General features: G+C 65.1%; 17 protein-coding genes and 2 tRNA genes. 8 read left to right on the top strand and 11 right to left on the bottom strand.

Annotation, left to right across the window (positions count from 1 at the left end; translation table 11 throughout):
- Position 1 precedes the first annotated feature (1 nt).
- The 11 genes from GZH52_RS03495 to GZH52_RS03445 all read right to left on the bottom strand — a co-directional run bounded on the left by GZH52_RS03495 (position 2) and on the right by GZH52_RS03445 (position 8,615).
- Positions 2-670 (bottom strand): GntR family transcriptional regulator, encoded by a 669-nt coding sequence (locus GZH52_RS03495; protein WP_163315110.1) that lies wholly within the window; start codon positions 668-670, stop codon positions 2-4.
- Positions 671-888: 218 nt separating this feature from the next.
- Positions 889-965: transfer RNA gene (locus GZH52_RS03490), tRNA-Pro, on the bottom strand.
- Between the two features lie 29 nt (positions 966-994).
- Positions 995-1,342, bottom strand: a complete 348-nt coding sequence (locus GZH52_RS03485) for a MerR family transcriptional regulator (protein WP_163315109.1) — start codon at positions 1,340-1,342, stop codon at positions 995-997.
- On the bottom strand, positions 1,329-1,625 hold the full coding sequence (locus GZH52_RS03480) for an integration host factor subunit alpha (RefSeq protein ID WP_136553916.1): 297 nt from the start codon (positions 1,623-1,625) through the stop codon (positions 1,329-1,331). The genes GZH52_RS03485 and GZH52_RS03480 overlap by 14 nt, the downstream gene beginning before the upstream one ends.
- Before the next feature lie 78 nt (positions 1,626-1,703).
- The gene (gene pheT, locus GZH52_RS03475; protein WP_163315108.1) at positions 1,704-4,064 is read right to left on the bottom strand and encodes a phenylalanine--tRNA ligase subunit beta; all 2,361 of its coding nucleotides are present in this window, start codon (positions 4,062-4,064) and stop codon (positions 1,704-1,706) included.
- An 18-nt stretch (positions 4,065-4,082) separates the two neighbouring features.
- Positions 4,083-5,066, bottom strand: a complete 984-nt coding sequence (gene pheS, locus GZH52_RS03470) for a phenylalanine--tRNA ligase subunit alpha (protein WP_163315107.1) — start codon at positions 5,064-5,066, stop codon at positions 4,083-4,085.
- Positions 5,067-5,180: 114 nt separating this feature from the next.
- The gene (rplT, locus tag GZH52_RS03465) at positions 5,181-5,537 is read right to left on the bottom strand and encodes a 50S ribosomal protein L20 (RefSeq protein WP_136553910.1); all 357 of its coding nucleotides are present in this window, start codon (positions 5,535-5,537) and stop codon (positions 5,181-5,183) included.
- Positions 5,538-5,547: 10 nt separating this feature from the next.
- Positions 5,548-5,745, bottom strand: a complete 198-nt coding sequence (gene rpmI / locus GZH52_RS03460) for a 50S ribosomal protein L35 (RefSeq protein WP_136553908.1) — start codon at positions 5,743-5,745, stop codon at positions 5,548-5,550.
- A gap of 158 nt (positions 5,746-5,903) precedes the next feature.
- The gene (gene infC / locus GZH52_RS03455; RefSeq protein ID WP_136553906.1) at positions 5,904-6,428 is read right to left on the bottom strand and encodes a translation initiation factor IF-3; all 525 of its coding nucleotides are present in this window, start codon (positions 6,426-6,428) and stop codon (positions 5,904-5,906) included.
- A 32-nt stretch (positions 6,429-6,460) separates the two neighbouring features.
- The gene (gene thrS / locus GZH52_RS03450) at positions 6,461-8,362 is read right to left on the bottom strand and encodes a threonine--tRNA ligase (protein WP_163315106.1); all 1,902 of its coding nucleotides are present in this window, start codon (positions 8,360-8,362) and stop codon (positions 6,461-6,463) included.
- A gap of 176 nt (positions 8,363-8,538) precedes the next feature.
- Positions 8,539-8,615: transfer RNA gene (locus GZH52_RS03445), tRNA-Val, on the bottom strand.
- Between the two features lie 157 nt (positions 8,616-8,772).
- On the opposite strand from GZH52_RS03445, the gene tgt reads away from it, so the two are divergent.
- From tgt to GZH52_RS03405, 8 genes are all read left to right on the top strand, one after another.
- Positions 8,773-9,885, top strand: coding sequence for a tRNA guanosine(34) transglycosylase Tgt (gene tgt / locus GZH52_RS03440; RefSeq protein WP_163315105.1), 1,113 nt, complete (start codon positions 8,773-8,775; stop codon positions 9,883-9,885).
- A 131-nt stretch (positions 9,886-10,016) separates the two neighbouring features.
- Complete coding sequence (gene yajC / locus GZH52_RS03435; RefSeq protein WP_136553900.1) at positions 10,017-10,337, top strand: preprotein translocase subunit YajC; 321 nt, start codon at positions 10,017-10,019, stop codon at positions 10,335-10,337.
- Between the two features lie 54 nt (positions 10,338-10,391).
- Positions 10,392-12,242 (top strand): protein translocase subunit SecD, encoded by a 1,851-nt coding sequence (gene secD / locus GZH52_RS03430; protein WP_163315104.1) that lies wholly within the window; start codon positions 10,392-10,394, stop codon positions 12,240-12,242.
- A gap of 9 nt (positions 12,243-12,251) precedes the next feature.
- Positions 12,252-13,187 carry a protein translocase subunit SecF gene (gene secF, locus GZH52_RS03425; RefSeq protein ID WP_163315103.1) on the top strand — a complete coding sequence of 312 codons (936 nt, stop codon included), beginning with the start codon at positions 12,252-12,254 and terminating at the stop codon, positions 13,185-13,187.
- A gap of 114 nt (positions 13,188-13,301) precedes the next feature.
- Positions 13,302-13,955 carry a DedA family protein gene (locus GZH52_RS03420; protein ID WP_163315102.1) on the top strand — a complete coding sequence of 218 codons (654 nt, stop codon included), beginning with the start codon at positions 13,302-13,304 and terminating at the stop codon, positions 13,953-13,955.
- Positions 13,952-15,823, top strand: a complete 1,872-nt coding sequence (mutL, locus tag GZH52_RS03415; protein WP_163315101.1) for a DNA mismatch repair endonuclease MutL — start codon at positions 13,952-13,954, stop codon at positions 15,821-15,823. The genes GZH52_RS03420 and mutL overlap by 4 nt, the downstream gene beginning before the upstream one ends.
- 7 nt (positions 15,824-15,830) lie before the next feature.
- Entirely contained in the window at positions 15,831-16,496 is a 666-nt protein-coding gene (trmB, locus tag GZH52_RS03410) for a tRNA (guanine(46)-N(7))-methyltransferase TrmB (RefSeq protein ID WP_163315100.1), read from the top strand.
- A 65-nt stretch (positions 16,497-16,561) separates the two neighbouring features.
- Entirely contained in the window at positions 16,562-17,623 is a 1,062-nt protein-coding gene (locus GZH52_RS03405; protein WP_163315099.1) for a mechanosensitive ion channel family protein, read from the top strand.
- Positions 17,624-17,660 lie beyond the last annotated feature (37 nt).

Raw genomic sequence — 17,660 nt, 5'->3', positions numbered from 1 at the left:
TTCAGGCGGACTGTTCCTGCAGGTACGCTTCGAGCGCGCGGCCGGCGGACAGGATATGGAAACGGATGAACTCGGCAGCCTCTTCGACCCTGCGCTCCCGGCACAAGCGCAACAGGCGGCTGTGCTCTTCGTGCGCGCGCGCCATCGTCTCGGTGAACAGGATCTGCATGCGGGTGTAGCGGTCGGTCTTGTTGTGCAGCGACTCGATCAGCGCCAGCGTGTTCGGGCGTTCGGCCGAACGATACAGGGCAAGGTGGAAGCGCGAGTTGAGCTCGCCCCAGTGGCGCACGTCGCCGCTTTGCAGCGCCTCCTCGAATTCGTCGAGCGTAGCCTGGGCCAGCGCCAGGTCGTCTTCGGTCTGGCGCGGGATAGACGCGGCAAGCAGCGCGCTCTCCAGTTGCGAGCGGATCTCCAGGAACTCGAGCACGTCCTCGAACGACAGCTTGGAAACCAGCGCGCCCTTGTGGTCGATGATCTGGATCAGGCCCTCGGCCTCGAGCTGGCGCAGCGCCTCGCGCACCGGGACACGGCTGACACCGTACTCGTTCGATAGCGCTTCCTGGCGCAGCTGCTGGCCGTCGGCAAACTCGCCGGACAGGATGCGCTTGCGCAACGACTCGGTCACGGCGCTGGTCAGGGTCTGGCGCTTGATCGGCTGCATGATGGTCATCGGGAATCCGGATCCTGCCCTATCGTATACATGATAATTGGATTGATTATACGAAGACTGAACGAACGCACAAGCCCATCATATGACATAAAAGTAACAGTCATGCCGGCAGCTGGGCACGCCAAGGTTGCCGCGCGGCAAAGGATGGCCGTTCCGTGCGGCGGGCATCAGACAAAGAAAAAGGCCACCGTTACCGGTAGCCTTTTTCTTTGAAACTGTGGTCGGGGCGAGAGGATTCGAACCTCCGACCCCCTGCACCCCATGCAGGTGCGCTACCAGACTGCGCCACGCCCCGACCGAAGAGAGCGCATTATATTTGCAAACTCAGCTTTTGCCAAGCCCAAGATCGAGCCAGTCGAGGATGGACTGCAATTCCTTGCGCACTTCCTGCGCGGTGACGGGCAGCGGCTGCTCGCCCTGCTGCGCCAGGCGCTGGCGTGCCCCCTGGATGGTGAAACCGTCGTCGTACAGCAAGCCGCGGATCCGGCGCACCATCAACACCTCGCGGTGCTGGTAATAGCGGCGGTTACCGCGGCGTTGCACGCGCGAGAGCTGGGAGAACTCCTGTTCCCAGTAGCGCAGGATATGGGGCTTGACCCCGGTCAGCTCGCTGACTTCACCGATGGTGAAGTAGCGCTTGGCCGGGATCGCCGGCAGTTCAGCGGCCTTCATGGTTTTGCTCGACCATGCCTTTCAGTTTCTGACTCGCATGAAAAGTTACCACACGGCGAGCGGTGATGGGAATTTCCTCCCCGGTCTTGGGGTTGCGACCGGGACGCTGCGGCTTGTCGCGCAGCTGGAAGTTACCGAAGCCGGACAGCTTCACGCTGTCACCGACCTCCAACGCGACACGGATTTCCTCGAAAAAAGACTCCACCATGTCCTTGGCTTCGCGCTTGTTCAAACCAACCCGATCGAACAGCAGGTCAGCCAACTCGGCTTTTGTCAAAGTCATGCAATACCTCGAAACGGCCAACTCAAAAATGATCCCCCGCCCAAGGCGGGGGATTCGTGTTTAAAAAACAATAGGATATCAGAAGCGCAACACGGCGTGGTGCTCTTCGGCAGCCGCGGCGACCATCGCGGCGATCACCGCCTCGACGTCCTCGTCGTTCAGCGTGCGGTCCATCGCCTGCAGCTGCACGCGCAGCGCGAGGCTCTTCTTGCCCTCTTCCACGCCCTTGCCGCGATACACGTCAAACAGCGCGACCTCGGTCACCAGTTCGCCCGCGACCTTGCGCAGCGTCGAGAGCAGCGCAGCGGCTTCGACCGATTCGGCGACGACGAAAGCGAGGTCGCGCCGCACGCCCTGGAAACGCGACACCGCACGCGCCTTGACTGGCGTGCGCGATTGCAGCGCGGCAAAGTCGAGCTCGAACAGCACCGGCGCCGACGGCAGGTCGTACGCCTGCACCCAGCGCGGGTGCAGCTCGCCCAGTACGCCGACCACTTCGCCGTCGACCAGCACCTCGGCCGCGCGCCCCGGGTGCAGCGCGGGATGCGCGGCGCGGCGGAACTCGGCCACGCGCGGGAACAGCAGCGCCTCGACGTCGGCCTTCACGTCGTAGAAGTCGACGCGTTCGGCACGCATGCCCCACTGCTCGGGTGCACGCGCCCCCCAAGCCAGCGCGGCAACCTTTTCCGGCTGCACGAAGGCCTCGCCGTCCTTCTTGAACACGCGGGCGATCTCGAACACGCGCACGCGCGGCTGCTTGCGGTTGAGGTTGCCGCACAGGGTGTCGACCAGGCCGCCGATCAGCGTCGAGCGCATCACGCTCATCTGGCTGGCGATCGGGTTGATCAGGCGTACCGGGTCGGCGTTGCCGGCAAAGTCGGCTTCCCAGCGCTCCTCAACGAAGGCGTAGCTGACGATCTCCTGGTAGTCGCGCGAAGCGACCATCTGACGCACCGCCTCGCGCGGACGCAGCTCTTCGGGCTGCGCCAGCATGCGCTGGCCGCTCTTCGGCGCGTCGGACGGGATGTTGTCGTAGCCGTAGACGCGGGCCACTTCCTCGATCAGGTCTTCCTCGATGCGGATGTCGAAGCGGAAGCTCGGCGCGGTGACGACAAAACCGTCGTCGACGGCGCGCGCGGGCAGCGCCAGGCGCGCAAGGATGGCGGCGATCTCGTCGGCCGTCAGGCTCACGCCGAGCACGCGCGCGACGCGCGCGGTGCGCAGCTTCACCTCGGCGCGCTCGGGCAGCTCGCCAACCGCCTCGGTCAGCGGGCCGGCAGCGCCGCCGCAGATCTCCAGCACCAGCGCGGTCGCACGTTCGATCGCTTCACGCTGCAGCATGAAGTCGACGCCGCGCTCGTAACGGAACGAAGAGTCGGAACCGAAGCCCAGACGGCGCGCCTTGCCGGCGACTACCTCGGGCGCGAAGAACGCGCTCTCGAGGAAGATGTCGCGGCTGGCGGTGGTCACGCCACTCTCCAGCCCGCCCATCACGCCGGCGATCGCCAAGGCCTTCACGTCGTCGGCGATCACCAGGGTATCGGCCGACAGCGTCACTTCTTTCTCGTTCAGGCAGACCAGCGTCTCGCCTTCTTGCGCGAAGCGCACGGTGACGCCGCCGTCGAGGCGGGCGAGATCGAACGCGTGCATGGGCTGGCCCTGCTCGAGCAGCACGTAGTTGGTAATGTCGACAATCGCCGAGATCGAGCGCAGGCCGGCGCGTTCGAGGCGCTCGCGCATCCAGCGCGGCGTCGGCGCGGCTGCGTCCACGCCCTTCACGACACGACCGATATAGCGGCCACACGCCTTGCCTGCGTCAAGCCGGACGGTCTTCGTGTCGTCGATGCTCGGCGCCACCGCTTGCGGTACCAGCGGGCTAAGCTCGCTGCCGGTGAGCGCGGCGACTTCGCGCGCGAGGCCGCGGATCGACAGGCAGTCGGCGCGGTTGGGGGTGATCTTCAGCGTGAACAGCGTGTCGTCGAGCGACAGGTAGTCGCGGATGCTCGCGCCGACCGGCGCGTCCGCATCCAGCACCAACAGGCCGTCGACCTCGTCGGGCACGCCGATTTCCTTGCCCGAGCACAGCATGCCATTCGATTCGACACCGCGCATCTTGGTCGGCTTGATCTTGAAGTCGCCCGGCAGCACGGCGCCAGGCAGCGCGCATGGCACTTTCAGGCCGACGGCGACGTTCGGCGCGCCGCACACGATCTGCACCAGTTCCCCGAGGCCGACATCGACCTTGGTCACGCGCAGGCGGTCGGCGTTCTCGTGCTTGGCGACTTCCTTCACTTCGGCGACGACGACGCCGCTGAACGCGGGCGCCGCCGGCTCGGTTTCCTCGACTTCGAGGCCGGCCATCGTCAGCAGGTAAGAAAGCTCGTCACTGGACAGCGACGGGTTGACCCAGCTTCTCAGCCACTTTTCGGAAAATTGCATGTTTGGTCTCCGCCGCGATCAGTTGAACTGTTTGAGGAAGGAAAGATCGTTCTCGAAGAAGAGACGCAGATCGTTCACGCCGTAGCGCAACATGGCGAAGCGGTCGAGGCCGATGCCGAAGGCGAAGCCGGTGTACTTTTCCGGGTCGATATTGACGTTGCGCAGCACGTTCGGGTGGACCATGCCGCAACCGCCGACCTCGAGCCAGCCCTTCTCGCCCAGCACGTCGATCTCGGCCGACGGCTCGGTGAACGGGAAGAACGACGGACGGAAACGCACCTGCAGGTCGTCACGCTCGAAGAAGCGGCGCAGGAAGTCGGTCACAGTCGCCTTGAGGTCGGCAAAGCTGACGCCCTCCTCGACCCACAGGCCTTCCATCTGGTGGAACATCGGCGAGTGCGTCGCGTCCGAGTCGACGCGGTAGACACGGCCGGGGGCGATGATCTTGATCGGCGGCTCGTTGTCCAGCATGTAGCGCACCTGGATCGGCGAGGTGTGCGTACGCAGCACGTCGCCACCCACTACGTAGAAGGTGTCCTGCATCGCGCGGGCCGGGTGGTCGGCCGGGATGTTCAGCGCCTGGAAGTTGTGAAAGTCGGTCTCGATCTCGGGGCCGTCGGCCACTTCAAAACCCAGCGAGCGGAACAGCGTCGTGATGCGTTCGAGCGTCAGCGTCACCGGGTGCAGGCCGCCGTTGCCGGTGCCGCGGCCGGGCAGCGTCACGTCGAGCGCCTCGGCGGCGAGCTGGCGCGCCAGTTTTTCGGCGTTGATCGCGTCGCGGCGCGCGTTATGCGCGGCCTCGAACGCCTGCTTGGCGGCGTTGATCACCGCGCCGGCAGCCTTGCGCTCGTCGGCGCCGAGCGCGCCCAGTTGCTTGAGCAGGCCGGTGATCTCGCCGCTCTTGCCCAGGTAGCGGGCCTTGACCTGCTCCAGTTCGACCAGGTCGGACACGGCGGCCACGGCGGCCAACCCTGCCTGTAGAATCGCGTCCACGTTGTTCATTGCTGACACCCTGAGGTAAGAAAACTGACCGCACGCCCATGCGTCGGGTCAGCTCTCTTGGAAGTTTCACGAAAAAAAAGGGAGGCTCGCGCCTCCCCTTGCAGCGACCCGCGATCAGGCGAGCTTGGCTTTAGCCTGCTCGACGATCTGTGCGAAGGCCGGCTTGTCGAACACGGCCAGGTCGGCCAGGACCTTGCGGTCGATTTCGATAGCGGCTTTCTTCAGGCCGTTCATGAACTTGCTGTACGACAGACCGCACTCACGCGCAGCGGCGTTGATACGGGCGATCCACAGCTGGCGGAACTGGCGCTTCTTCTGGCGGCGGTCACGGTAAGCGTACTGACCGGCCTTCATCACCGCCTGCTTGGCGATGCGGTATACGTTCTTGCGACGGCCGCGGTAGCCTTTCGCCAGAGCGAGGATTTTCTTGTGACGGGCGCGAGCGGTTACACCGCGTTTTACACGAGGCATTTATTACTCCTTAGGCGTAGGGCAGCATTGCACGAACAGAGGCCATATTGGTTGCATCCACCATGGTGGTGCCACGCAGTTGGCGCTTGTTCTTGGTGGTCTTCTTGGTCAGGATGTGACGTTTGAACGCGAAGGAACGCTTCACACCACCATTGCCCAGAACCTTCAGGCGCTTTTTGGCGCTCGATTTGGTCTTCATTTTCGGCATGGAAAATACCCCAGCAGAATTGAGTTAGATTAGATGCAGGGTGGACCGGCTTGCGCTGGCCGCTTGGGAACCGCTACATCACGCTTTTGCATGGCTTTGAAGCCATAAAACCGACACGGCAGGTCACCCTGCCGTGTCAAGACGACGATTATACCCGATTATTTCTTTTTCGGGGCAATCATCATGACCATCTGGCGGCCTTCGAGACGCGGGAACTGCTCGACGGTGCCAACCTCGACCAGATCAGCCTCGACGCGCTTCAAGAGCGCAAGGCCGATATCCTGGTGGGCCATTTCGCGGCCTCGGAAGCGCAAGGTCACTTTGGCCTTGTCGCCGTCCTGCAGGAAGCGGATCAGGTTGCGCAACTTGACGTTGTAGTCGCCGTCGTCAGTACCCGGACGGAACTTCACTTCCTTGATCTGGATCTGCTTTTGCTTGGCCTTGGCTTCCTGCCGCTTCTTGGACAGCTCGTACTTGTACTTGCCGTAGTCCATCAGCTTGACAACCGGAGGCTGCGCGTTCGGGGAAATCTCCACCAGATCAACGTCGCGCTCTTCGGCAAGTGCCAGCGCCTCCCGCATGCTCACAATACCGAGCTGCTCACCTTCATTCCCTACCAGACGGACCTCGCGAGCGGTAATCTCGCCGTTGATCCGTGGTTCGCGTTCCTGAGCGATAGCCAAATCTCCTATAGATAATCGATCGAATCCGGGGCTCAGGCCTGCGGAAGTTCCGCAGCCAGCCGGGCCGAGAAGGCGTCCAGGGTCAGCTGACCCAGATCTTCGCCGCGCGCCCGGACTGCCACCAGTCCGTCAGCCTTCTCCTTGTCGCCGACGATGATCTGGTACGGCAACTTTTGCAGGCTGTGCTCGCGGATTTTATAACCGATCTTCTCGTTCCTCAAGTCAAGCTCCACGCGGAAGCCTTGATTTTTCAGCGTTTGTGCGACTTCGGCCGCGTAATCCGCCTGCGCCTCGGAGATGTTCATCACCACCATCTGCACCGGCGAGAGCCACAGCGGGAAGGCGCCGGCATGGTTTTCGATCAGGATGCCGATGAAACGCTCGAGCGAGCCCAGGATCGCGCGGTGCAGCATCACCGGGCGCTTGCGGCCGTTGTCCTCGGTCACATACTCGGCGTCCAGACGCTCGGGCAACACGAAGTCGAGTTGCAGCGTGCCGCACTGCCAGGAGCGGCCCAGCGCATCCTTGATGTGGTACTCGATCTTCGGGCCGTAGAACGCACCCTCGCCCGGAAGCTCTTCCCATTCGACGCCACAAGCGGACAGCGCGTCACGCAGACCTTGTTCGGCCTTGTCCCACACCTCGTCGGAACCAGCGCGCTTCTCGGGGCGCAGGCTCAGCTTGATCGCGACATTGTCGAAGCCGAAGTGCTGGTACACCGCCATGGTCAGCTCGTTGAACGCACGCGCCTCCGAATTGATCTGCTCTTCGGTGCAGAAGATGTGTGCGTCGTCCTGCACGAAGCCGCGCACGCGCATCAGGCCGTGCAGCGCACCGGACGGCTCGTTGCGGTGGCAGGCGCCGAATTCGGCCAGACGCAACGGCAGGTCGCGGTACGAACGCAGGCCCTGGTTGAACACCTGCACGTGACCCGGGCAGTTCATCGGCTTCACCGCGTAGTCACGCTTTTCCGACTCGGTGGTGAACATGTTGTCACGGTAGTTTTCCCAGTGGCCGGACTTCTCCCACAGCGTGCGATCCATCACCATCGGCGTCTTGATTTCCTGGTAGCCGGCGGCGGTCAGGGTACGGCGCATGTACTGCTCGATGTTCTGCCACAGCGTCCAGCCCTTCGGGTGCCAGAACACCATGCCCGGCGCCTCGTCCTGCAGGTGGAAGAGGTCGAGCACCTTGCCCAGCTTGCGGTGGTCGCGCTTCTCGGCTTCTTCCAGCATGTGCAGGTAAGCGGCGAGGTCTTCCTTCTTCGCCCACGCAGTGCCGTAGATGCGCTGCAGCATCTCGTTCTTGCTGTCGCCGCGCCAGTAGGCACCGGCGAGCTTCATCAGCTTGAACACCTTGAGCTTGCCGGTCGACGGCACGTGCGGGCCGCGGCACAGGTCGGTGAAATCGCCTTCCTTATAAAGGGACAGCACTTCACCCTGCGGGATCGCCTCGATGATCTCGGCCTTGTAGTGTTCGCCGATGCTCTTGAAGTAGGCGATGGCCTCGTCGCGCGGCAGCGTGTAGCGCTCGACCGGAATGTCCTGTTTGGCGAGCTCGGCCATCTTCTTCTCGATCGCGACCAAGTCTTCCGGCGTAAACGGGCGCTTGTAGCTGAAGTCGTAGTAGAAGCCGTTCTCGATTTCCGGCCCGATGGTGACCTGCGCGTCAGGGAACAGCGTCTTCACCGCGTACGCCAACAGGTGGGCGGTCGAGTGGCGGATCACCGACAGTCCGTCGGCGTCCTTGTCGGTGATGATGGCAAGGTCCGCGTCGCGGTCGATCAGGTAGGAGGTATCCACCAGCTCGCCGTCGACCCGGCCGGCCAGCGCGGCACGGGCGAGGCCAGCGCCGATCGAGGCGGCTACGTCGTGAACGGTCACGGCCTGTTCGTACGAGCGGACAGAACCATCGGGAAGGCGGATATCGGGCATGACAACTCCAGCTTTTTGAGGGCGCACCACAAGGCACAAAAAATGGGCAAAAAAAAAGTGCGGCTCGAGCCGCACTTTTTTATATCACATGAAGCACCACCGGGCCCGGTCAACGAGTTCGTGTGGTCTCGGTAGTTCGGAACATTTCCGCGGTTCCTTCATGTGTTTCGGTATATTGGTAGGCACGATTGGATTCGAACCAACGACCCCCACCATGTCAAGGTGGTGCTCTAACCAGCTGAGCTACGTGCCTGTCGATTTCGCCGCTTCGCTTCGTTTTGGAGTTCAGCGCCGAATCAGTGAGGCGAATAGTACAGACCCCCGTGCCGCCTGGCAAGCACTTTTTGCAAAAAACTTGAAATCGCCGCTTTGAGCTATACTGGCGCGTTGATTTTGCACGACATTTCCCCATGCTCAAGTTTACCGTACACAAGACTTCCGGCGGCGCGCGCCGCGGCACGCTCGAACTGAACCACGGCACGGTTGAGACGCCGGTGTTCCAGCCGGTCGGCACCTACGGCTCGGTCAAGGCGATGAGCCCGCTCGAGCTGAACGAGATCGGCGCCCAGATCATCCTCGGCAACACCTTCCACCTGTGGCTGCGCCCGGGCCTCGAGGTGGTCGAGTCGTTCGGCGGCCTGCACGCCTTTATAGGATGGGACAAACCCATCCTCACCGATTCGGGCGGTTTCCAGGTATTCAGCCTGGGCGACCTGCGCAAGCTGACCGAGGAAGGCTGCACCTTCCAGAGCCCGGTCAACGGCGACAAGCTGTTCCTGTCGCCGGAAATCTCGATGAAGATCCAGACCGTGCTCAACTCGGACATCGTGATGCAGCTGGACGAGTGCACCCCGGGCCAGGTCGACCACAAGACCGCCCAGGCGTCGATGCAGATGAGCCTGCGCTGGGCCGCGCGCTCGCGCCAGGCGTTTGACGACCTCAGGAACCCGAACGCGCTGTTCGGCATCGTGCAGGGCAACCTTTATACCGATTTGCGCCAGAAGTCGCTCGACGGCCTGATGGAGATCGGCTTTGACGGCATCGCCATCGGCGGCCTGTCGGTGGGCGAGCCCAAGCCCGAGATGTACCGCATGCTCGAAGAGATGCGCGACATGCTGCCGGCGGACAAGCCGCACTACCTGATGGGGGTGGGCACGCCGGAAGACCTGGTGCAGGGCGTCGCCAACGGCGTCGACATGTTCGACTGCGTGATGCCGACCCGCAACGCGCGCAACGGCTGGATCTTCACCCGCTACGGCGACATCAAGATCAAGAACGCCTTCCACAAGATGGACCACCGCCCGCTCGACGAGGAATGCGCGTGCTACGCGTGCCGCAACTTCAGCCGCGCCTACCTGCACCACCTGCACCGCACCGGCGAGATCCTCGGCGCGCGCCTCAATACCATCCACAACCTGCACTACTACCAGGAACTGATGGCCGAGATGCGCGAGGCGATCGAACAGGACCGTTTCGCCGACTGGCGCGCCGGCTTCCACGAAAAACGCGCGCGCGGCGCATGACACAGGGAACCCCGTCCGCGCAACACGGTCGGACGGGTTCCGCGGCGGGCATGGTTGGAAAAGCCACCCGCCGTCGCTACAATCACCGGTTCACCCTAGCGGCCCCATTCCACCCTTAGAGGGAGTTAACGATGTTTATTGCCCCCGCCCACGCAGCAGGTACTGCTGTAGCCGGCTTCGATTTCATGCAGTTCCTGCCGATGATCGTGATCTTCGTGCTGTTCTGGTTCCTGCTGGTGCGCCCGCAGCAAAAGCGCATGAAGGAACACCAGAAGATGCTGTCGGAAGTCCAGAAGGGCGACGAAGTGGCCACCCAGGGCGGCATCGTCGGTCGCGTGACCAAGGTGTCCGAGCAGTACCTGAACATCGAGATCGCCGACAAGGTCGAGATCACCATCCAGCGCTCCGCCGTCGCCGGCAAGCTGGAAAAAGGCACGCTCAAGTCCCTGTAACCCCCCAAGGACAAGCCGCCCGCGGGCGGCTTGTCCTCTTTCCTGCCCATTCCCATGAACCGCTACCCGCTCTGGAAATACCTCGTCATCGTGGTGGCGCTGATCGTCTCGGCGCTGTACACGCTGCCCAACTTCTACGGCGAGACCCCGGCGGTGCAGATCTCGAGCACCCGCCAGTCGATGCCGGTCGACACCGCCGTGATGGAACGCGTCGAAGGCGCGCTCAAGGCGCACCAGATCACGCCGGACGGCGTCTACCTTGACGGCGGCAGCCTCAAGGTGCGCTTCAAGGACACCGACGTGCAGATCAAGGCGCGCGACGTGATCGAACAGGCGCTGGGCGACAACTACATCATCGCGCTCAACCTGCTCTCCGCGTCGCCGCAGTGGCTGACCAAGATCCACGCCAACCCGATGTTCCTCGGCCTCGACCTGCGTGGCGGCGTGCACTTCCTGCTCGAAGTGGACATGAAGGCCGCGCTCGACAAGACCATGGAGCGCTACGCCGGCGACATCCGCCGCGAGCTCAAGGACAAGAAGATCCGTTACGGCACGATCCGCCGTGACGGTGAAACGCTGACCGTACAGCTGCGCGACCAGGAAACGCTCGCGGCCGCCGAGAAGGCGATCGTGCGCACCCTGCCCGGCCTTAACCTGAAGGCCGACGACGCGAACTACACGCTGAAACTCGCGCTCAAGCCCGAAGAGATCACCCGCATCGAATCGGATGCGGTCAAGCAGAACATCACCACGCTGCACAACCGCGTCAACGAATTGGGCGTCGCCGAGCCGGTGATCCAGCAGGCCGGCCCCAACCGCATCGTGGTGCAGTTGCCGGGCGTACAGGACACCGCCAAGGCCAAGGACATCCTCGGCCGCACCGCGACCCTGCAGGTACGCCTGGTCGAGGACGACCCGGGCAAGGTGAACGAGGCGATGGCTGGCAGCGTGCCGATGGGCTACGAACTGCTCGACGAGATGACCCCGCGTGGCCCGACCAAGATCCTGGTCAAGAAGGACGTCGAGCTGACCGGCGACAACATCAACGACGCGCAGCCGGGCTTCGACGAGAACGGCGCGCCGGCCGTGCACATCGGCCTGGATTCGACCGGCGCCGGCATCTTCCGCCAGGTCACCGCCGAGAACATCGGCCGCCGCATGGCGATGATCCTGGTCGAGAAGGGCAAGGCCGAGGTGGTGACCGCGCCGGTGATCCGCTCCGAGATCGGCGGCGGCCGCGTGCAGATTTCCGGCTCGATGAACCCGGCCGAAGCCAACGACACCGCGCTGTTGCTGCGCGCAGGCTCGCTGGCGGCGCCGATGCAGATCATCGAGGAGCGCACCGTCGGCCCGAGCCTGGGCAAGGAAAACATCCAGAAGGGCTTCAACTCGACGCTGTGGGGCTTCGCCGCGATCGCCGTGTTCATGCTGGTCTACTACCACGTGTTCGGCCTGATCTCGGTGCTCTCGCTCGGCGTGAACGTGCTGATGCTGGTCGCGCTGTTGTCGATGCTGCAGGCGACGCTGACGCTGCCGGGCATCGCGGCGATCGCGCTGACGCTGGGCATGGCGATCGACGCCAACGTGCTGATCAACGAGCGGGTCCGCGAGGAGCTGCGTAACGGCATGCCGCCGCAGTCGGCGATCCAGGCCGGCTACCAGCACGCGTGGGCGACCATTCTCGACTCGAACGTGACGACGATGATCGCCGGCCTTGCGCTGCTGATCTTCGGCTCGGGCCCGGTCCGCGGCTTCGCCGTCGTGCACTGCCTGGGCATCCTCACCTCGATGTTCTCGGCGGTGCTGGTCTCGCGCGGCTTCGTCAACCTGTGGTACGGACGCCGCCGTCGCCTGAGCTCGATTTCGGTCGGCCAGATTTGGAAACCGGAACAAGAGGCCAAGTAAGGGGACACCATGGAGCTTTTCCGCATCAAACGGGACATCCCGTTCATGAGCTACGGCAAGCTCACCACGACCATCTCGCTGGTGACCTTCATCCTTGCCGTGTTCTTCCTGTTCAGCAAGGGGCTGAACCTGAGCGTCGAATTCACCGGCGGCACGGTGATGGAAGTGCAGTACACGCAGTCCGCCAACCTCGCCGACGTCCGAGGGCGGGTCGACCGCCTGAAGCTCGGCGAAGCGCAGGTACAGAGCCTGGGCACCAGCCGCGACGTGCTGATCCGCCTGCCGGTGAAGAAGGACGTCAGCGCCGCCCAGCTCTCCAACCAGGTGCTCACCGCGCTCAAGGCTGGCGACACCCAGGTCGAGCTGCGCAAGGTCGAGTTCGTCGGCCCGTCGGTCGGCGCCGAACTGGTCGAGAACGGCCTGATCGCGCTGACCGTGGTGTGCCTGGGCATCATCGCCTACCTCGCGCTGCGCTTCGAATGGCGCTTCGCGGTGTCGGCGATCATCGCCAACATGCACGACGTGGTGATCATCCTGGGCTGCTTCGCGCTGTTCCAGTGGGAGTTCTCGCTGACCGTACTCGCCGGCGTGCTCGCCGTGCTCGGCTACTCGGTCAACGAGTCGGTGGTGGTGTTCGACCGGATCCGCGAGAACTTCCGCAAGCCCGGCATGAAGCACATGACCACGGCCGAAGTGATCGACCACGCGATCACTTCGACGATCAGCCGCACCATGATCACCCACGGCTCGACCGAGGCGATGGTGCTGTCGATGCTCTTGTTCGGCGGTGCCGCGCTGCACGGCTTCGCGATGGCGCTGACCATCGGCATCGTGTTCGGCATCTACTCGTCGGTGCTGGTGGCAAGCCCGCTGGCACTGGCGCTGGGGATCAAGCGCGAGCACATGATCAAGCCGCCCAAGCAGAAACAGGAAGCGGTGGTCTGACCGACCCCGCCCGCAAAAAGGGCCGGCACCGCCGGCCCTTTTCGCCTCCCCCACCCTGCTTGCCCGAGCCCCTGCCCCGCAGCGGGGGTTCCGGCAAGCACCGAGGACCCTGATATGGAATACCTGCAGTTCATCATCGACTTCATCCTGCACATCGACGTGCACCTGGCGGAGCTGGCCGCCGCGTACGGGCCGTGGATCTACGCGATCCTGTTCCTGATCGTGTTCTGCGAGACCGGCCTCGTGGTCACGCCCTTCCTGCCGGGCGACTCGCTGCTGTTTGTCGCAGGCACCTTGGCCGCGCTGGGCGAGATGAACATCCACGCGATGGTCGCCCTCTTGATCGTCGCCGCCGTGATCGGCGACGGGGTCAACTACGCGATCGGCCGTTATTTCGGCGAGAAGCTGGCGGCCCGCTTCCCTAGGCTGATCCGCCCCGAGTATCTGGAGAAGACGCACGCCTTCTACGAGAAGCACGGCGGCAAGACCATCATCCTCGCCCGCTTCGTGCCCATCGTGCGCACCTTCGCGCCGTTTGTCGCCGGCATCGGCAAGATGGGCTACCGCCACTTCGCCTTTTACAACGTCACCGGCGCCGTACTGTGGGTCGCGAGCTTCGGCTACGCCGGCTACTTCTTCGGCAACATGCCCATCGTCAAGCAGAACCTGACGCTGTTGATCTTCGGCATCATCTTCGTGTCCATCCTGCCGGGCATCATCGAGTTCTGGCGCCACAAGCGCGCCGCGGCGCGGGCCGGCGCACGATGAAGCGCATCCGCAAGCTGCCCGACCACCTGGTCAACCAGATCGCCGCCGGCGAGGTGGTCGAACGGCCGGCCTCTGCTCTCAAGGAGATGCTGGAGAACAGCCTGGACGCCGGCGCGCGGCGCATCACCGTCGACATCGCGCAAGGCGGCATCAAGCTGATCCGCGTCAACGACGACGGCAGCGGCATCGCCGCGGACGACTTGCCGCTGGCGCTCGACCGCCACGCGACCAGCAAGATCGGCTCGCTGGACGAACTGGAGCGGGTGGCGACGCTGGGCTTTCGCGGCGAGGGCCTCGCCAGCGTCGCCTCGGTGTCGCGACTGACGCTGGTGAGCCGCCCGCATGGCGAGGCACACGCGCACCAGATCATCGCCATCGACGGCACCCTGCACCCGGTCGAGCCGGCCGCGCACCCGGAAGGCACCACGGTCGAGATGGTCGACCTCTACTTCAACACGCCGGCGCGCCGCAAGTTCCTGAAGAGCGAGGCGACCGAGTACGCGCACTGCGCGGCCGCGTTCGAGCGCGTCGCGCTGGCCCACCCCGGCGTCGAGATGATCCTGCGCCACAACGGCAAGGTCACCGCCCGCTTGCCGGTGCAAAGCCTGGCCGACCGCGTCGGCGCCATCCTCGGCCGCGACTTCGTCGACGCCTCGCTGATTGTCGACAGCGAGGCGGGCGGCCTCACCCTACGCGGCCTCGTCGCGTCGCCCACCTTCTCCAAGGCGAGCCGCGACGCGCAGTTCTTCTACGTGAACGGCCGCTTCGTGCGCGACAAGACCGCGCAGCACGCGCTGCGCCAGGCGTACCGCGACGTGCTGCACCACGAGCGCCACCCGGCGTACGCGCTGTTTTTCACCCTCGACCCAGCCGGCGTCGACGTCAACGTGCACCCGACCAAGGTCGAGGTGCGCTTTCGCGAGAGCCAGGCCATCCACCAGTTCCTGTTCCACTCGGTGCACAAGGTACTCGCGGCGGGTGCGGGCGAAGGCCGCGCTGCCGTCGACGCCCAGCTCGCCGCGCCCGATGCCGCGCAGCCGGCGCCGTCCGCCACGGCGCCGCTGTTTCCCGCCGCGGCTGATACAGCGCCCCGCGCGGGCACGCCCGGGCGCGCCCCGCTGCCGCAACGCTTCGAGCAGCAGCGCATCCCGCTTGCCGTCGCCCGCGAGGCGGTCGGCGTGTACGACGCGATGTTCTCCGCCATCCGCGCCGAGGAACGCGCGGCGGACGCATCCCCCACCATCAGCGCGCCGGCGCCGATGCCGGATGCCGACACCGACGGCGTGCCGCCGCTGGGTTTCGCGCTGGCGCAGCTGCACGGCGTGTACATCCTCGCGCAGGCGGCCGACGGGCTGATCCTGGTCGACATGCACGCCGCGCACGAGCGCATCGTCTACGAGCGCATGAAATGCGCGCTCGAGACCGACAACCTGCCCTTGCAGCCCTTGCTGCTGCCGGTATCGTTCGGCGCCGACCGCTTCGAGGTCGCCACCGCCGACGAGCACGGCGACGCGCTGAAGCGGCTGGGGCTGGAACTCGCGCCGCTGTCGCCAACCCAGCTCGCGGTGCGCGCGGTGCCGCTGTGGCTGGCCGACGCCGACCCGGTCGAGCTTGCGCGCGCGGTGCTCGCCGACGTGCGTACCCACGGCGTCAGCGCCGCGCTGACCGAGCGGCGCAACGAGCTGTTGGCGACCATGGCCTGCCACGGCGCGGTGCGCGCCAACCGCGCGCTCAACCTTGCCGAGATGAACGCGCTGTTGCGCGACATGGAGGCAACCGAGCGCTCCGGACAATGCAACCACGGCCGCCCGACCTGGACGCGGCTGACCATGAAGGACCTGGACCGCCTGTTCATGCGCGGCCAGTGAAGAACCCATGCAGGACAATTCGCGCGAGATCGTGAGCGCGCAGGCGGGCATCCATGAGCGCCTCGCTGACGTGCTCGGCCGCCACGCGGCCCACCCCTACCGCAAGCCGTACGCGGCGTTCAACGTCGACGCCTGGCGCCAGGTGCGCGCGGCGTGGGGCGGCGCAGCGCCCCTGATCCTCGACACCGGCTGCGGCGTCGGCGTCTCCACGCTCAGGCTCGCCCGCGAGCACCCCGACCATTTCGTGGTCGGCGTCGACCAGTCGGCCGACCGCCTCGGCCGCGGCAAGGCGGAGCCCGTCCCCGACAACGCGCTGTTCGTGCGCGCCGACCTCATCGATTTGTGGCGGCTGATGGCGGACGATGGCGTACGGCTCGCCCAGCACTGGATGCTCTACCCCAACCCGTGGCCCAAGCCGCAGCACCTGCAAAGGCGCTGGCACGGCCACCCGGTGTTCCCGCTGCTGTTGCGCCTGGGCGGCGTGCTGGAATTGCGTACCAACTGGCGGATCTACGCCGACGAGCACGCGTACGCGCTCAAGGCGCTGACCGGCGAAACCGTGCCGGTCGAGGCCTGGCACCCCGACGATGCGCTGACCGCGTTCGAACGCAAGTACCTGGGCTCCGGCCACCGGCTGTGGCGGGTACGCCACGACCTTGGCCGCCCGGACTGACACCGGTGGCGGCAGAAATGCCGGCCACCGTCTTCAATGAAGGCTGACCAAGTTTTCGCCACGCCATGACCGAACCGCTATCCGATCCTGCTTTCGCGCCGCGCACCCTATGGGAAGTCGGCCTCATCCTGTTCTTCACGCTGCTCGCCTTCGCCGGCTGGTATCTGCTGCTGCGCCGCCTGGCGCGCGGCGAAGCCTCCTTGCGCCGCGGCCTGCTCAAGGCGTTCTGGCAGCAGGCGTCTCCGGTCGCGCTCGCGGTGATCGGCGTTGTCAGCGCCAGCCTGCTGCTCGACGTCGCCGCGCGCCACCTGCTGCCCGAACTGCTGCCGTGGATTGCGCCCTTACGCGCCTGCGCGCTGGCGCTCTCCGTGCTGTGGGGCGCGTTCCGCTACATCGACGCGTCCGAGCACATCCACGTCGACGCCGGCAGTGATGCGACCTCGGCCAACGCGGTCGCCAAGCTCGCCAAGGCCAGCGTGCTGCTGGTGGTCTTCCTCGGCGTCGGCCAGCAGTTCGGCCTCAGCCTGTCCGGCCTGCTCGCCTTCGGCGGCGCGGGCGGCCTGATCATCGGCCTGGCCGGCAAGGATATCCTCAGCAACTTCTTCGGCGGGCTGATGATCTTCCTCGACCGCCCGTTCAAGGTCGGCGACTGGATCAGCTCGCCCGACCGCAATATCGAGGGCACGGTCGAACATATCGGCTGGCGGCTGACCCGCATCTTCACCTTCCAGAACCGCCCGCTCTACGTGCCCAACTCGGTGTTCTCGACCATCGCCGTCGAGAACCCGCAGCGCATGAGCAACCGGCGGATCACCACCACCGTTGGCCTGCGCTACGAGGACAGCGCGCGCGTCGCGCCGGTGGTCGCCGACATCCACGCGATGCTCGCCGCCCACCCCGAGATCGACCAGACGCAGAGCCTCTTGGTCAACTTCAACGCCTTCGGCGAGTCGTCGCTGAACATCATGGTGTACTGCTACACGCGCACCACCGACTGGGCCAAGTGGCTCGCGGTGCAGCAGGAGGTGCTGCTCGCGATCGTCGACATCGTGCACCGCCACGGCGCCGACTTCGCCTTCCCCAGCCGCACGCTGTTCGTCGAAGCCGACAGCGCGCCCCGCGCCTGAAAACGAAACGCCCCGGCTGGGATGGCCGGGGCGTTCT

Origin of the sequence: Crenobacter caeni, from assembly GCF_010435965.1 — a bacterium.
Classification (GTDB): Bacteria; Pseudomonadota; Gammaproteobacteria; order Burkholderiales; family Chromobacteriaceae; genus Craterilacuibacter; species Craterilacuibacter caeni.
This window is presented reverse-complemented; position numbering and strand designations above follow the sequence as displayed.

Coding starts and splice junctions, on each gene's coding strand:
- rplT (WP_136553910.1), bottom strand. CDS start 5,537: ATGCCTCGTGTAAAACGCGGTGTAACCGCTCGCGCCCGTCACAAGAAA.
- pheS (WP_163315107.1), bottom strand. CDS start 5,066: ATGAACAACGTGGACGCGATTCTACAGGCAGGGTTGGCCGCCGTGGCC.
- trmB (WP_163315100.1), top strand. CDS start 15,831: ATGCAGGACAATTCGCGCGAGATCGTGAGCGCGCAGGCGGGCATCCAT.
- thrS (WP_163315106.1), bottom strand. CDS start 8,362: ATGCCCGATATCCGCCTTCCCGATGGTTCTGTCCGCTCGTACGAACAG.
- tgt (WP_163315105.1), top strand. CDS start 8,773: ATGCTCAAGTTTACCGTACACAAGACTTCCGGCGGCGCGCGCCGCGGC.
- GZH52_RS03495 (WP_163315110.1), bottom strand. CDS start 670: ATGACCATCATGCAGCCGATCAAGCGCCAGACCCTGACCAGCGCCGTG.
- GZH52_RS03405 (WP_163315099.1), top strand. CDS start 16,562: ATGACCGAACCGCTATCCGATCCTGCTTTCGCGCCGCGCACCCTATGG.
- secF (WP_163315103.1), top strand. CDS start 12,252: ATGGAGCTTTTCCGCATCAAACGGGACATCCCGTTCATGAGCTACGGC.
- GZH52_RS03485 (WP_163315109.1), bottom strand. CDS start 1,342: ATGAAGGCCGCTGAACTGCCGGCGATCCCGGCCAAGCGCTACTTCACC.
- pheT (WP_163315108.1), bottom strand. CDS start 4,064: ATGCAATTTTCCGAAAAGTGGCTGAGAAGCTGGGTCAACCCGTCGCTG.
- yajC (WP_136553900.1), top strand. CDS start 10,017: ATGTTTATTGCCCCCGCCCACGCAGCAGGTACTGCTGTAGCCGGCTTC.
- mutL (WP_163315101.1), top strand. CDS start 13,952: ATGAAGCGCATCCGCAAGCTGCCCGACCACCTGGTCAACCAGATCGCC.
- secD (WP_163315104.1), top strand. CDS start 10,392: ATGAACCGCTACCCGCTCTGGAAATACCTCGTCATCGTGGTGGCGCTG.
- GZH52_RS03480 (WP_136553916.1), bottom strand. CDS start 1,625: ATGACTTTGACAAAAGCCGAGTTGGCTGACCTGCTGTTCGATCGGGTT.
- GZH52_RS03420 (WP_163315102.1), top strand. CDS start 13,302: ATGGAATACCTGCAGTTCATCATCGACTTCATCCTGCACATCGACGTG.
- rpmI (WP_136553908.1), bottom strand. CDS start 5,745: ATGCCGAAAATGAAGACCAAATCGAGCGCCAAAAAGCGCCTGAAGGTT.